At 69.8% G+C, this 12,906-nt stretch carries 10 protein-coding genes; 3 read left to right on the top strand and 7 right to left on the bottom strand.

Features of this window, described 5'->3' with window-relative positions; all coding sequences use genetic code 11:
* Nucleotides 1–3,858, bottom strand: a complete 3,858-nt coding sequence (locus CRT60_RS24250; protein ID WP_098739131.1) for a response regulator — start codon at nucleotides 3,856–3,858, stop codon at nucleotides 1–3.
* A gap of 288 nt (nucleotides 3,859–4,146) precedes the next feature.
* Here CRT60_RS24250 and CRT60_RS24245 point away from each other — a divergent pair, with 288 nt between their 5' ends.
* A complete protein-coding gene (locus tag CRT60_RS24245; RefSeq protein ID WP_098739130.1) occupies nucleotides 4,147–5,550 on the top strand; it encodes a PQQ-dependent sugar dehydrogenase in 1,404 nt (467 codons plus the stop codon).
* A 4-nt stretch (nucleotides 5,551–5,554) separates the two neighbouring features.
* Here CRT60_RS24245 and cowN read toward each other — a convergent pair whose 3' ends face one another.
* A complete protein-coding gene (cowN, locus tag CRT60_RS24240; RefSeq protein ID WP_085090167.1) occupies nucleotides 5,555–5,851 on the bottom strand; it encodes a N(2)-fixation sustaining protein CowN in 297 nt (98 codons plus the stop codon).
* A 249-nt stretch (nucleotides 5,852–6,100) separates the two neighbouring features.
* Between cowN and CRT60_RS24235 the strand changes: the two genes are divergently transcribed.
* Nucleotides 6,101–7,585, top strand: coding sequence for a hypothetical protein (locus tag CRT60_RS24235; protein ID WP_098739129.1), 1,485 nt, complete (start codon nucleotides 6,101–6,103; stop codon nucleotides 7,583–7,585).
* Here the strand turns inward: CRT60_RS24235 and CRT60_RS24230 are convergent.
* From CRT60_RS24230 to CRT60_RS24210, 5 genes are all read right to left on the bottom strand, one after another.
* Nucleotides 7,580–8,311, bottom strand: a complete 732-nt coding sequence (locus CRT60_RS24230; RefSeq protein WP_098739128.1) for a LytTR family DNA-binding domain-containing protein — start codon at nucleotides 8,309–8,311, stop codon at nucleotides 7,580–7,582. The two genes, CRT60_RS24235 and CRT60_RS24230, sit on opposite strands and share 6 nt — an antisense overlap.
* A gap of 130 nt (nucleotides 8,312–8,441) precedes the next feature.
* A complete protein-coding gene (locus CRT60_RS24225; RefSeq protein WP_098739127.1) occupies nucleotides 8,442–9,218 on the bottom strand; it encodes an RNA methyltransferase in 777 nt (258 codons plus the stop codon).
* Between the two features lie 52 nt (nucleotides 9,219–9,270).
* On the bottom strand, nucleotides 9,271–10,401 hold the full coding sequence (locus tag CRT60_RS24220) for a UDP-3-O-(3-hydroxymyristoyl)glucosamine N-acyltransferase (RefSeq protein ID WP_098739126.1): 1,131 nt from the start codon (nucleotides 10,399–10,401) through the stop codon (nucleotides 9,271–9,273).
* 94 nt (nucleotides 10,402–10,495) lie between these two features.
* On the bottom strand, nucleotides 10,496–10,960 hold the full coding sequence (locus CRT60_RS24215; RefSeq protein ID WP_098739125.1) for a cupin domain-containing protein: 465 nt from the start codon (nucleotides 10,958–10,960) through the stop codon (nucleotides 10,496–10,498).
* A 112-nt stretch (nucleotides 10,961–11,072) separates the two neighbouring features.
* Entirely contained in the window at nucleotides 11,073–11,693 is a 621-nt protein-coding gene (locus CRT60_RS24210; RefSeq protein ID WP_244592724.1) for an OmpA family protein, read from the bottom strand.
* A gap of 140 nt (nucleotides 11,694–11,833) precedes the next feature.
* Here CRT60_RS24210 and CRT60_RS24205 point away from each other — a divergent pair, with 140 nt between their 5' ends.
* Nucleotides 11,834–12,871, top strand: a complete 1,038-nt coding sequence (locus tag CRT60_RS24205; protein ID WP_098739123.1) for a DctP family TRAP transporter solute-binding subunit — start codon at nucleotides 11,834–11,836, stop codon at nucleotides 12,869–12,871.
* Nucleotides 12,872–12,906: the final 35 nt, after the last annotated feature.

Below are 12,906 nucleotides of genomic sequence, written 5' to 3'. Positions count from 1 at the left end.
TCAGACCGTCGCTAGCGGGAGGCCGAGGTCTCGCGCGATCCGCTGCACGATCCCAAGCGCCTTGGTGAAGTCCAGACCGTCGATGGCGGCGGACAGCCCCTTCATCGTCGAAGGTTCGACCCAGTCCGTCAGCAACGGCGCCAGCATAGCGAACTCCTCCGCCGCTGCGAAGTTACTCTCTTGCAACAAAGTTATGAATTGGGGCAGGCGGTTCGCCAGCTGCGCCCGGCTCTCCGCCGACCGGCCCGGCATCCCCGGCCCTCCTGCCGGGCCCGTCTTTCCGCCGGGCGCCGCACGCAGCCGCTGCGCGCTTTCCATTACGAGCGCCAGTTCGCTGTGCAGCACCGGCACCTGGGCCGCAGCCGCACTGGCGTCGTCCCTGTAGGCGGCGGTCTGCAATGCATCGGCGGCGACCGACAGGCGGCGCGCACCGAGGTTGCCGGCGACGCTTTTCAGCTCATGCGCGATGGACTTGGCGGTGGCCAGATCGTTGCCGTTCACCGCCGCGGCGATCCGTTCGGCGACGTTGCCATAGCCATCGGCGAACTGGCCGATGAAGCGGCGGAACAGGTCGGCGTCCCCGCCCAGCCGGTTGAGCGCATCGGCAAGGTCGATGCCCGGCAATCCATCGGGCAAATCGGCCAGCGGGCCGACCGGACCGCCAACCGGCATCGGCAGAGCCGGGGAGCGCGTCAGCATGGCGTCGCCGTGCAGCGGGACGGGGCCGGCACCGCAGGGCGCGCAGGGCCGCACCGCCACCAGCGGCTGCCCGATCCAGCGGGCCAGCGTGGCAAACAGCTGGGGCAGGTCGAGCGGCTTCGGCACATGGGCGTCCATTCCGTTGTCGAGGCAGCGTTGCCGGTCTTCCGGCAGGGCGCTTGCCGTCATGGCGATGATCGGCAGCTGCTGCCCGCCCGGCAGCGCGCGGATCGCGGCGGTCGCGGCGAAGCCGTCCATGTCCGGCATATGCACGTCGAGCAGCACGGCGTCGAACGGCTGTCCGGCCGCGCGCACGCACTCCACCGCCTCCCGCCCCGTCGAGGCCGTGGTGACCGACGCGCCGGCGCGCTCCAGGATCTCGAACGCCACCTGCCGGCTGATGTCGTTGTCGTCGGCCAGCAGCAGCCGGCGGCCATGCAGCGCCCGGCTGGCGTCCTCGGCCGGCCCGCTCGCCCCGCCCAACCCGCTGCCGCCGGACGGCGCCGGAACCGGGGATGGCAGAAGAGGCGCGCCATACCCGGCCTGGGCATAGGCGACGGTCACGGCGTCGAGCAGGGTGGAGGCGGTGACCGGCTTGACCAGGAAACCGGAAATCCCGGCCTCCTCGAAGCGGGCGCCCAGCCGCTCGCGGCCATAGCCACTGATGACGATGATCATCGGGGTGCCGGCATGGACATCGGCGCGGATGCGGCGCGCCGCCTCGATGCCGTCCATCCCCGGCATCTTCCAGTCCATCAGCACCATGTCATAGGGATGGCCTGCCGCGGCGGCACGTTCCAGCTCGGCGATGGCGCTCTGGCCGTCGCGACAGGCGGTGACGGTCCAGCCGAAGGCGGCGGCGATGGCGCCCAGCACCTCGCGCGCCGTGGGGTTGTCGTCGACCACCAGCACCGTCAGGTCGCGCGGCACCGGGCGCGGGTGGGAGTCGGGCCAGCCGGCCGCAGCCCCGCCGGTTCGCCGGCCGGCCCCGCCGGGATGGCGGTCGAATTCCGCCTGGAAGCGGAAGACGCTGCTCTTGCCGGGCTCGCTCTCCACATCCATCGTGCCCTTCATCAGCCGGACGAGCCGGGCGCAGATCGCCAGCCCCAGCCCGGTGCCGCCGAACCGCCGGGTGGTGGAGCTGTCGCCCTGGCTGAATGCCTGGAAAAGCCGGTCGCGCTGTTCCGGCGCGATGCCGATGCCGGTGTCGCGCACGGCGAAGTCCAGCACCGCGCGGTCGTCGCCCAGCGACCGCACCCCGACCGACACCACGACCTCTCCTGCCTCGGTGAATTTGATGGCATTGCCGGCGAGGTTGATCAGGACCTGCTGGAGCCGCAGCGGATCGCCGATCAAATCCAACGGTACGTCCGGCGCGACGGAGAACAGGACGTCGATGTCCTTCTCCTGCGCGGCCGACCCGACGATGACCGCCAGCGTCTGCAACAGGTCGTCCAGGCGGAAATCGACCCGCTCCAGTTCAAGCTTGCCGGCCTCCACCTTCGAGAAGTCGAGGATGTCGTTCAGGATGCCCAGCAGCGACTGCGCCGACACCCGCACCTTCTGCACGTAATCGGCCTGCCGGCCGTTCAGCTCGGTCTGCTGCAAAAGGTGGATCAGCCCGAGGATCGCGTTCATCGGCGTGCGGATCTCGTGGCTCATGTTGGCCAGGAACTCGCTCTTGGAACGGCTCGCCGCCTCTGCCGCCAGCCGGGCGCGCTGCATCGCCGCTTCCGCCCGCTTGCGCTCGGCGATCTCGTGGAAGACCACCACGGCACCCTCGACCTTGCCTTCGGCCAGCATCGGGGAGGCCGTGTATTCCACCAGGAAGGGCGTCCCCGCCTTGCTCCAATAGGTGTCCTCCAGCCCGCGCCGGCTCTCCCCGCTCAGCAGCACCTCGGTCACCGGGCATTCCAGTGCCGGGAAGTGGCTGCCGTCGGCACGGCGGGAATGGATCAACGCATGCAGGTTGCCGCCCAGCAGTTCCTCGTTGGAATAGCCGGTCAGCGCTGAGGTGGCGGGGTTGGCGAAGGTGATCGTCCCGTCGCGGTCGATGCCGCAGATGCTGTCGGACGCCGAACGCAGGATCAGGTTCAAACGGCGGTTGGCGCTGGCGAAGGCCTCGTTGGCGATTTCCAGCTCGCTCTTCTTGGTGTCCAGCTCGGCATTGGTATCGGCCAGCTGGCGGCGCCCGGCCACCTCGCGCTCCAGGCTGCGCAGCGCGGTATAGGCCAGGCCGGCGCAGGCCAGCACCGCCAGCCCGACCAGGATGCTGCCCCGGAGCGTCCGCTCCCGCCAGGGGGCCAGTTCCGTCCGCACCGACAGGGCGACGAACGCGACGAGCGGCAGGTTCGGCACCCGCTGGTAGGACAGGATGCGCCGGCTCCCCGGCGTCGGCCCGTCTGCCTCGAAGGTTTCGATGGCTGCATCGGCCGCATGGCGCAGCACGATGCTCCCGTCCGGGCCGTCCAGCGGCTCGCTGGCGGGAAAGCGCAGCACGGGCTTTCCATCGGTACGGTACACTGCGATCGCCGCACCGGCCCCGAGATCCAGGCTTTCGTAGAGCTGGCTGTAATAGTCGAGGTCGACATTGGCATGAACGACACCCTGGAAGCGTCCTTCCAGCATGATCGAACGGCTGACGGTAAAGAATTCCGTCCCCGTCTGCCGGCCGGTGATGCGCTCGCCGACATGGAAATCGGTCCCGTCGAGATGCGCCTTGAAAAAGCTGCGATCCGAAGCGTTGAGGTGCGGTGTCGGATATTGCCTGCTGGTCAGCACGGCATCGCCGGTTGCACCGTCGATCCACAGCGCCGCGATTTCCGGCAGGTTGTCCACCATGTCGCGGACGGTGATCCAGGCCTCGCGGTTGGTGTCCAGGCCGGGCATGCCGTGATGGCGGATGAGATCCTTCGCACGGCCGATGGCGAGGTCGGCGGTGGCGACCGTCCGCCGGACATGCTCCTGCAGCAGGCGGGCGGTGGACTGGGCCTGTTCCCGGCCGTGGCGCAGCGTCTCTTCCCGGTCGGCCCAGACGACATAGCCCCAGAAGCCGGCGCCGAGCAGCGCGATCAGCGCGAAGGCAGCGGCCAGCAGCAGACGGGTGCGCGTGGGGGAGAGCGTGAGTGCCGCAGCGTCGATCGGGTGTCTGTCCATCATTGCAGAGTTGTCGCCGCACCGCCGCCGGCAACCGACGCCACCCGCCGGTCCTTCCGCCTACATCGGTCGGAGTATGGTCTGGCGCCGGCTGCGTCCGCAAGCAACTTGATGTGCGCAAGGGAGACGTTCGCGACACCCGGCGCTTGCGGGGGACCCCACCGGTACAGCCCCCCTTGCACCGCCTGCGTTCGTACAACGGCTGGGGCATCGTCCCCATATTCACGTCCGATATTTGTCATGCCCGCCCGCCTCATTCGCCCTCGCCTCCGCCGTGAAAGCGCCCGTCCGATGGCCGACCGCCCCCCCCTGCCGCCCAAGCCTTTCCTGCTCGCCGCTCTGCTGGCCTTGGCCGCCGGCACGGCCCTGCTCCAATCGGCCCTGGTCCAATCGGCCATGGCGCAATCGGCGCTGACCGGCCCGGTGCGGTCGGACCCGATGCAGACGGTCGGCGCCGAGGTGCATGTGCGGATCGAAACCCTGCCGAAGCCCTATGCCACGCCCGCGGTCGCCAACGAGGCGGTGCTGGTGCAGCGCCCCGCCGAGCAGCCCCTGCGCGCACCGCGCGGCTTCACCGTCACCCTGTTCCGCGACCATGTGGAGAATGCCCGCAACCTGCTGGTCCTGCCCAACGGCGACGTGCTGGTGGCCCAGCAGCGGCCAGGCACCCTGACCCTGCTGCGCGATGCCGACGGCGACGGCCGGGCGGAGATGGCCCAGGTCTGGGCCGACGGCTTCGACCATCCCTTCGGCCTCGCCTTCCATGACGGGGCGGTGCTGGTCGGCGATCTGGCCGGGGTGTGGCGGTTGCCTTGGACCGCCGGGACGACCCAGGCGGGAGAGCGGCGGCGGCTGACGCCGGAGGGCGCCTTCGGCAAGCGCGGCGGCCATGCCACGCGCTCCGTCGCAGTGGCGCCGGACGGGCGGCACTTCTATGTCGGCATCGGATCGGAGGGAAACATCGGGGTGGAGTTGGAACCGCGCGCCACCATCCAGGAATTCCGCATCGACGGCAGCGGCCAGCGCACCTACGCCGCCGGCCTGCGCAACGCTGTCGGCCTTGCCTTCAAGCCCGGCACCGGCGACCTCTATGCCGTCGTCAACGAGCGCGATGGGCTGGGCGACCAGCTGGTTCCCGATTTCCTGACGGCGGTGAAGCCGGGCGGCTTCTATGGCTGGCCCTATTCCTACATCGGCGACAACCCGCAGCCCGACCTTGCCGGGCGGCGGCCCGATCTGGTGAAGGCGGCGCTGGTGCCGGGGCTGCTGTTCCAGGCCCATTCGGCACCGATCGGGCTGGCCTTCGGCGACGCCACCCATTTCCCGGAACGCTACCGCATGGGCGCCTTCGTGTCGCTGCACGGGTCGTGGAACCGCTCGCGTCCGACCGGCTACGCCATCGCCTTCGTGCCCTTCGACACAGCGCCATTCGACAAGAGCCGGCCGACCGGCACCTACGAGACCTTCGTCACCGGCTTCCGCGTCACCCCGGCCGCGGGGACCGCGACGGGGAGTGCCGCGGAGGGCGACGAGACCCCGAAGGTCTGGGGCCGGCCGAGCGGGCTGGCGGTGACCGCCGACGGCGCCCTGCTGATCGCCGAGGATGCCTCCGGCACGGTCTGGCGCGTCGCCTATGCCGCGGCGGACAAGGACGCCGAGAGGGAGCCGGCGGCCAGGACGGCTCCCCGGCCCTGACGGGTCAGCAGCACTCGTCCTCCAACTGGCGCAGCATCGCCAGCCCGTCCTCGTCGTCATGCTCCTCGAACAGGTCGGCGATGTAATAGATGTTGGCGCAGAGCAGGCACAGCCCGTCGGCCTGCCGTTTCAGCGGATCCTCGGCCACCGCCAGCTTGGCGCGGAACCGCTCCCAGAAAGCGTTGGTCTTGGCGGGGTCGTCGATGTGCATGTACAGGCGGTCGATGATGCGGCGGCTGTTGCCCTCGCAGTCGATCCCCTTGAACGAGACATAGCGGTCGGGCGCGTCGATGCTGTCCACGGAAGCGAGCTCCTCATTCCGGTTGGCAGGGGCCGGTTGGCAGGGACCGGTTGGCAGGGGTGGGGAAGATTGGCCCGATGCTTTCCCGCCGGCACGCCTGCGATCAAGCGACCCTGCACCAGCGGCATCCGGTCTGCGCGAATGGCGGGATCGCTGCATGAACGGAACCGTCGCCGAGGCTTGACCGCGGCCCGGTCCACGGACCACTCTCGCGCCACGGATGCAACCGGCGGGCGATCGGGACGGGATATGGCGCTCCATGACTTAGCGGCGGCGGCCGGGCATTTCCGCGAGGGGCGCCGGCAGGAGGCTTACGACGCCTGCACCGCGATACTCGACCGGGAGCCGGAGACCGGCGACGCCTGGCAGCTCTCCGCGATCATCCGCTTCCAGCATGGGACCGACGGCACGGCGGATGCGGTCGCGCGCCAGCGCCGTGCCTGCGCCTGCGACCCCGCCCGTGCCGACTATGCCGCCAACCTCGCCGCCATGACGAAGGCCGGCGGCGATGCCGACGCCGCGATGGTCTGGCTGCGCCGCACCGCATTGCTGACGCCGGCCGATCCCATGCCGTGGCGCCGTCTGGCCGCCGCCCGTCAACAGGCCGGCGACCGGGCGGGCGCCGTCGACGCCCTCCGCGAAGCCGCCGCCCGGCATCCGCTGCGCTCCGACCTCCATACCGACCTCGGCGCGCTGGCTTTGCAGCAGGAGGACGGAGCCACGGCCCTGCAGGCCTTCCGCAACGCCCTCGCCCTCGCCCCCGGCGATGCCGCCGCCCTGCGCAATGCCGGTGTCGCGGCCCTGCATCATGGCCCGGCGGAGGCGTCGGTGGGCTGGCTGTCCCGGCTGCTGGCGGTCGAGCCTGACCATGAGGACGGCTTCTGCGATCTGGCCCTGGCGCTTCACCGCCGGCAGATCGCAAGCGGCGGTGCCCGCTGGCGGCATCATGACCGGCGGCGCTTCCCACCCGCTCCCGGCCGGCTGCGGGTCTATTACCGGCTGAGCGACCGCGGGAACCCCAAGGAGAAGATCGCCGGCCCCTTCGCCTGTCTGGCCAATTTCCTCGACGTCTTCCGTCCGGCCGCCGACGAGCTGCGGGTGATCGCCGACAATTGCCGGGACGATACGGTGGAGCGGGTGGAGGCGATGCTGGCCCAGGCCGGCTGCCTTGGCTCCGAGGGGACCGTCGTCCAGCGCACGGCGCTGGGCCATCACGGCTCCTTCCTGCATGCCAAGGCGCTGGCTCTGGCCGACCTGTCCGACCGCCAGCACGGCCGTGACGCCATCGTCTATTTCCTGGAGGACGACTATCTGCATCTGCCGGGCGCCCGCGCCCTGCTGGCGGAGGGGTTGCAGATCGCCGATTACGTGACGCTGTACGACCATGCCGACAAGTACGCCGACCCCGCTGCCACCGGCCTGCATGGGGTGATCGCGGCCGGCGGCGAGGAAACCTGCGTGCTGCGCCGGCCGCTCAGCCATTGGAAATTCACCGCCAGCACCACCATGACCTGGGCCTGCCGGCTGTCGACCCTGCGCGAGGACAGCGCCGTCTGGGACCGCTTCCGCATCGAACGGCGGTCCATCGACTATTGCCTGCACTACACGCTGGGGGCGGCCGGCCGCTTCCTGGCCTGCCCCTTGCCGGGCCACGCCACCCATGGCGAAGCGAACTGGGCCTCGCCCGGCCGCGACTGGCCGGCGCTGGCGCGGCAGATGGAGCAGCGGCTATAGCGCTAGCCGTTTCTTCAGTGCCTCGGCCCGGTTACGGCTGACCGGCACGCGGGGAGCGCCGGGGGCGGCCATGACGAAGGCGGCGCGGCCGTCCTGCCGTTCCACCGCGCGGGCATGGCGCAGGTTGACGATGTAGCCGCGATGGGTGCGCACGAAGGACCGGGCGTCGAGCCGCGCCTCCAGCTCCGACAGGGGAAGGCCGCAGAAGAAGGCGCCGTCGGCGGTGTGGACGGTGGTGTAATGGCCGTCGGCCTGGAGATAGACGGCATCGGCCGGGTCGAGCAGCACGATCCCCTGCCCCTTCTCCACCGGCAGCTTGACCAGCGGTTCAGGCGCCTGCGATGCGGGAGCTTGCGATGGCGGGATTTGCGCATCGGCTGCTGATGGCCGCGCCGCCTCCATCAGCATCAGGGCGGTGACCGCGCTCCCCTCCCCCGCCGTGGTGGCGGGTGCCAGCGCGGTCGCCTTCACCACCAGCACCCGGCCGGGAAGCGCCACCATCATCGAACAGGCCGAGGCCGGAGCCGCGGGCTCGCCGGCGGCGGCCAGCAGCAGTTCCACCTTGGCGCGGTGGGAGGGTGGGTGCAGGTCGTGCAGATAGGCGCCGACCAGCCCGGCGGCGCGGTCGCCCAGCAGCCGCACCGCCGCCGGGTTCAGGGCAAGCACCCGCCGCGCGCTGTCCAGCAGCACCAGCCCGACATCCATGTTCTGCAACGCATAGTCCATGGACGCCCACTATAGCGGTACTTGCGGCTTAGAGTGTGATCGGTTCAAGCGGAATCGCTTGAAGCGTGAATCACACGGAAAACCAAAAGCTTAGAGTCTGTATGGTGCTTCAATAAGCATCAGACAGACTCTAACTCCCGCCTTTCCGCTTGTCGCCATCGACCAGGGCGGTGACGACGCCGTGGAGGGTGCGCACCTCCTGCTCGGTCATCTCCATCCGCTCGAAGGCGTTGCGCAGGGTGCGGATCATCGAGGGGCGCTTCGCCTCGCTGGTGAAGAAGCCAGTGCGGTCCAGCGACGCCTCCAGCCGCTCGAAGAAGTTCACCCGCTCCGCCATCGTCGCCGGGCGGGTCTGGCCGGTGTGGAGGAAACGGTCGGGCGTGCGGTCGCCGGCCTGGAACCACTCGTAGCCGATCAGCAGCACCGCCTGCGCCAGATTGAGCGAGGAGAAGGCCGGGTTCAGCGGCACCGTCACCAGCGTCTGGGCAAGGGTCAGGTCGTCGTTGAACAGCCCGGTGCGCTCCGGCCCGAACATCACCCCGACCTTCTGGCCGGCGGCATAGCGCTCCCGCATCTCGCCGGCCGCGACGCGCGGGGTGACGAAGCGCTGGATCATGTCGCGGGTGCGCACCGTGGTGGCGAAGACCGACTCCAGATCGGCGACCGCCTCGGCGGTCGTCTCGAAGATCTTCGCATTGTCGATGACGAGGTCGGCACCGGAGGCCGCGGCATTCGCCTTCGGGTTGGGCCAGCCGTCCCGCGGCTTGACCAGCCGCAGGTCGGTCAGCCCGCAATTCAGCATCGCACGCGCGCAGGCGCCGATGTTCTCGCCGAGCTGCGGCTGCACCAGGATGACGGCCGGGCCGCCAAGGATCGATTCACGGGTGGGGTTCTGGCCGGAGGTCATGGGAACGATTGTGGTTGAACGATGAAGGGCGGAAGGCGGCCGGACCGCTCGCCTATTCCTGCTGCTCCGCCGGCTCCGCCTCGGCCTTCACCGGGCCGCCGTCGATGGCGGTCAGGCGCGCCTTGAGGTCGGAGACGTCGGCAAACAGGCGCTTCAGGCGGGCGAGGCCCTTGTACTGTTCGAAGGCGCGGGTGCGCGGCACGGCGGGATAGCCCATCCAAACCGACTTCGGCGGGATGTTGCTGCCGACACCGGAATTGGCCGCCACCACCGCGTCGCTGCCGATCTTGATGTGGTCGGCGACGCCGACCTTGCCGGCCAGGACCACGCGGTCGCCGATCACCGTGCTGCCGGCGATGCCGACATGGCCGCACAGCATGCAGTTGGTGCCGACCTGGACGTTGTGGCCGATCTGGACGAGGTTGTCGATCTTGGTGCCGTTGCCGATGCGGGTGGCCGTCACCGTGCCGCGGTCGATGGTGGCGCCGGCCCCGACCTCGACATCGTCGCCCATGATCACGGTGCCGATGGAGTTCACCCGGCGGATCAGCACGTTGGTGCCGACGACGCGGCCGGTGGTCTTGGCGGATTCGACGCTGCCCGGCTCCGGCGTGACGAAGCTGAAGCCGTCATTGCCGATGGCGGCGTTGGGATGGACGATGCAGCGGGCGCCCATCTCCACCCGCTCGCCGATGCGGGCACCGGGGTGCAGCAGGCTGCCCTCGCCGATCACCGCATCGGCCCCGACCGTGACATGCGGCAGGATGACCACCCCGGCGCCGATGCGGGCGCGCGGGCCGACATAGGCGAAGGGGGCGATGGAGGCATCGGGCGCCACCACGGCGTCGGGCGCCACATAGGCCTGCGGCGACACCCCCGGCTCGGCATGGACCGGACGTTCGAAGATGTCGAGCATCCCGGCCATGGCGTAGCGCGGGCGCTTGACCACGATGCGGCCCTTGATGCCCTCCGGCACCTCGACCCCTTCGGCGACGACGGCGGCGACCGCCTTGCTGCCGGGCAGCAGGGCCAGCAGGTCCTTGTCCATCGCCAGCGCCAGATCCTCCGGACCTTCCGCTTCCGACGGATGGACGGCGCGGCGGATCGTGAGGGAGCCGTCGCCTTCGACCGCGGCGCCCAGCGCTTCGGCGATCTCGGTGAGGGTACGGGGGGCCTGGGTCATGATGGGACGCACCGGTGTCAGAGTCTTGCACGGGGGCCGTCCTGGCAGACGGCGCGGCGGACCCTAACACGGGCGTCCGGCGGATGGCGAGGTGTCAGAATGCGGTGCCGGGCTGCGTAGTCGCCGCCGGCCCGCCCTTGGCTTCCGGCCGCAGCCAGCCCTTCACCCGCGCCTTCATCCGCCGCAGCAGCGGCTGGCGCGCCTGGACCGCATAGTATTTGCGCACCGTCTCCAGGATCTCCCAGGTGCCGGTGAAACCCATCGGCAGCACCAGCGCGTCGCCGGCCTTGTATTCCCGCGGGGTTCCGCCCTCCGGCGTGATGATCACCCGGCCCGACAGCAGGACGCAGAATTCGTGATAGGGCCAGTCCTTCATCGCAACGAGACCCGGCGTGCACTGCCACACCCCCGACCGGAAACGGCTGTAGTCGCCTTCGAAGATGTTGCGGTGAATCTCCAGCGGCTGGCCGGACAGGATGGCACCGAAGACCGCCGGCTTGCCGACCTCGTCGTCGGCGATGCGGTGGCTGTCGATGGGAATCGGGGTGTGGTCCGGCATCGGCTCTCCCGGTCGGGGGTTGGAGGGAGGGGCGCACAGGGCCGATAGGCCCGTCGGCGCTCCTGCGCAACACCCCACCCCACCGAAAGTTCCCGGCGGATCCGAAAAAACTTCAGCCGCCCAGATTGACGATCTCCACCCGCCGGTTGGCCGCCGCCTTCGGCTGGTCGGGCAGCAGCAGGTCCCGCGCGCCCATGCCGGACGCCTCCAGCCGGTCGGCGTGAATGTGGTGGTGCGACACCAGATACTCGACCACCGCCGCCGCCCGCCGCTTGGACAAGGCGAGGTTGGCCGCGTCGCCGCCGACGGCGTCGGTGTGTCCGACGATGCGGAAGCGGGTGGTGCCGGCCGTTCCCATCACCGCCGCCACCTTGTCCAGGATCTCCCGCGATTCCGGCCGGATGACGGCGGAATTGAAGTCGAACTCCACCCGGAAGGCAGCACGCAGTTCCGGCGCCTGCATCGCGGTCGGGCCGGGCAGCGGCGGCACCGTCACCGGTCCCGGCCGCTGGCCCGGCGGGGCGGCGGCGGACGTGGCCGGCGGCGGGGCGGCCGGCCGCTGCATCGCCACCGGCGGACAGTTGGGTCCGGTGGTGCCGAGCAGCGCCGCCTGGATTTCGCACTCGCTGGGGTTCGGCCCCATCGGGGTCGCCGGGCCGGGCAGTCCCTGGGCGAGGCCCGGGACGGGCGACGTCAGCCAGACGAAAGCGCCGAGAATCAGGCCAAACCGCATGACCGTAATGCGGCTCAGCCGCATGGCCGTATTGTTCGGACCGCGGACGGTCGCTTCAAATTGCGCGTGGAACAGTCCTGCGTGCATCTGTACGATCCCGGTCCGTATCTTTCGTATAGGGCGCTTGGGAGGAAACAAGTATGAAATCGCTGAAGGCTCTGCTCACCGGCATCGCGTTGGCCGCGCTGACGGTTCCGGTTCTGGTTGCCGGTGCGGCGAACGCTGCCGACTACAAGGCGGAGTACAAGCTTTCGACCGTTCTGGGCAAGCCCTTCCCCTGGGGTGTCGGCGGCGACCGCTGGGCCGAACTGGTCAAGGAGAAGACCGGCGGCCGCATCAACGTCAAGATGTATCCCGGCACCTCGCTGGTGAACGGCGACCAGACCAAGGAGTTCACCGCACTCCGCCAGGGCACCATCGACATGGCGGTCGGCTCCACCATCAACTGGTCGCCGCAGGTGAAGGAGCTGAACCTCTTCTCCCTGCCCTTCCTGATGCCCGACCACAAGGCACTGGATGCCCTGACCAAGGGCGAGGTCGGCAAGACGCTGTTCGACCTGCTCGCCACCAAGGACGTGATGCCGCTGGCCTGGGGCGAGAACGGCTTCCGCGAGATCTCCAACTCCAAGCACCCGATCCGCACGCCGGCCGACCTGAAGGGGCTGAAGATCCGTGTCGTCGGCTCGCCGCTCTACCTCGATACCTTCACGGCTCTCGGCGCCAACCCGACGCAGATGAGCTGGGCCGACGCGCAGCCGGCCCTGTCGACCGGCGCCGTCGACGGGCAGGAAAACCCGCTGGCGATCTTCGTTGCCGCCAAGCTCGCCACGCTGGGCCAGAAGAACCTCACCCTGTGGGGCTATGTCGCCGATCCGCTGATCTTCGTGGTCAACAAGGAGGTGTGGGCCAGCTGGTCGAAGGAGGACCAGGAGGCCGTGCGCGCCGCCGCCGTCCAGGCCGCTACGGAAGAGGTCGCGATCTCCCGCAAGGGCATCACCGCAGAGGACGACAGCCTGCTGAAGGAGATCACCGCCCAGGGCGTCGAAGTCGTGCGCCTGACGCCGGACCAGCAGAAGGCCTTCCAGACCGCCACTCAGCCGGTCTTCGACAAGTGGGCCAAGCAGATCGGCCCCGATCTGGTGAAGGCCGCCCAGACCGCCATCGGCGAGCGGAAATGACCATCCATTCGCTTTGCTGACGACTACGGCGCCCT

The sequence above is a fragment of the Azospirillum palustre genome, from assembly GCF_002573965.1.
In the GTDB taxonomy this organism is placed as follows: Bacteria; Pseudomonadota; Alphaproteobacteria; order Azospirillales; family Azospirillaceae; genus Azospirillum; species Azospirillum palustre.
The sequence above is the reverse complement of the archived record's forward strand: the minus strand, read 5'-3'. Positions and strand labels throughout refer to the sequence as shown.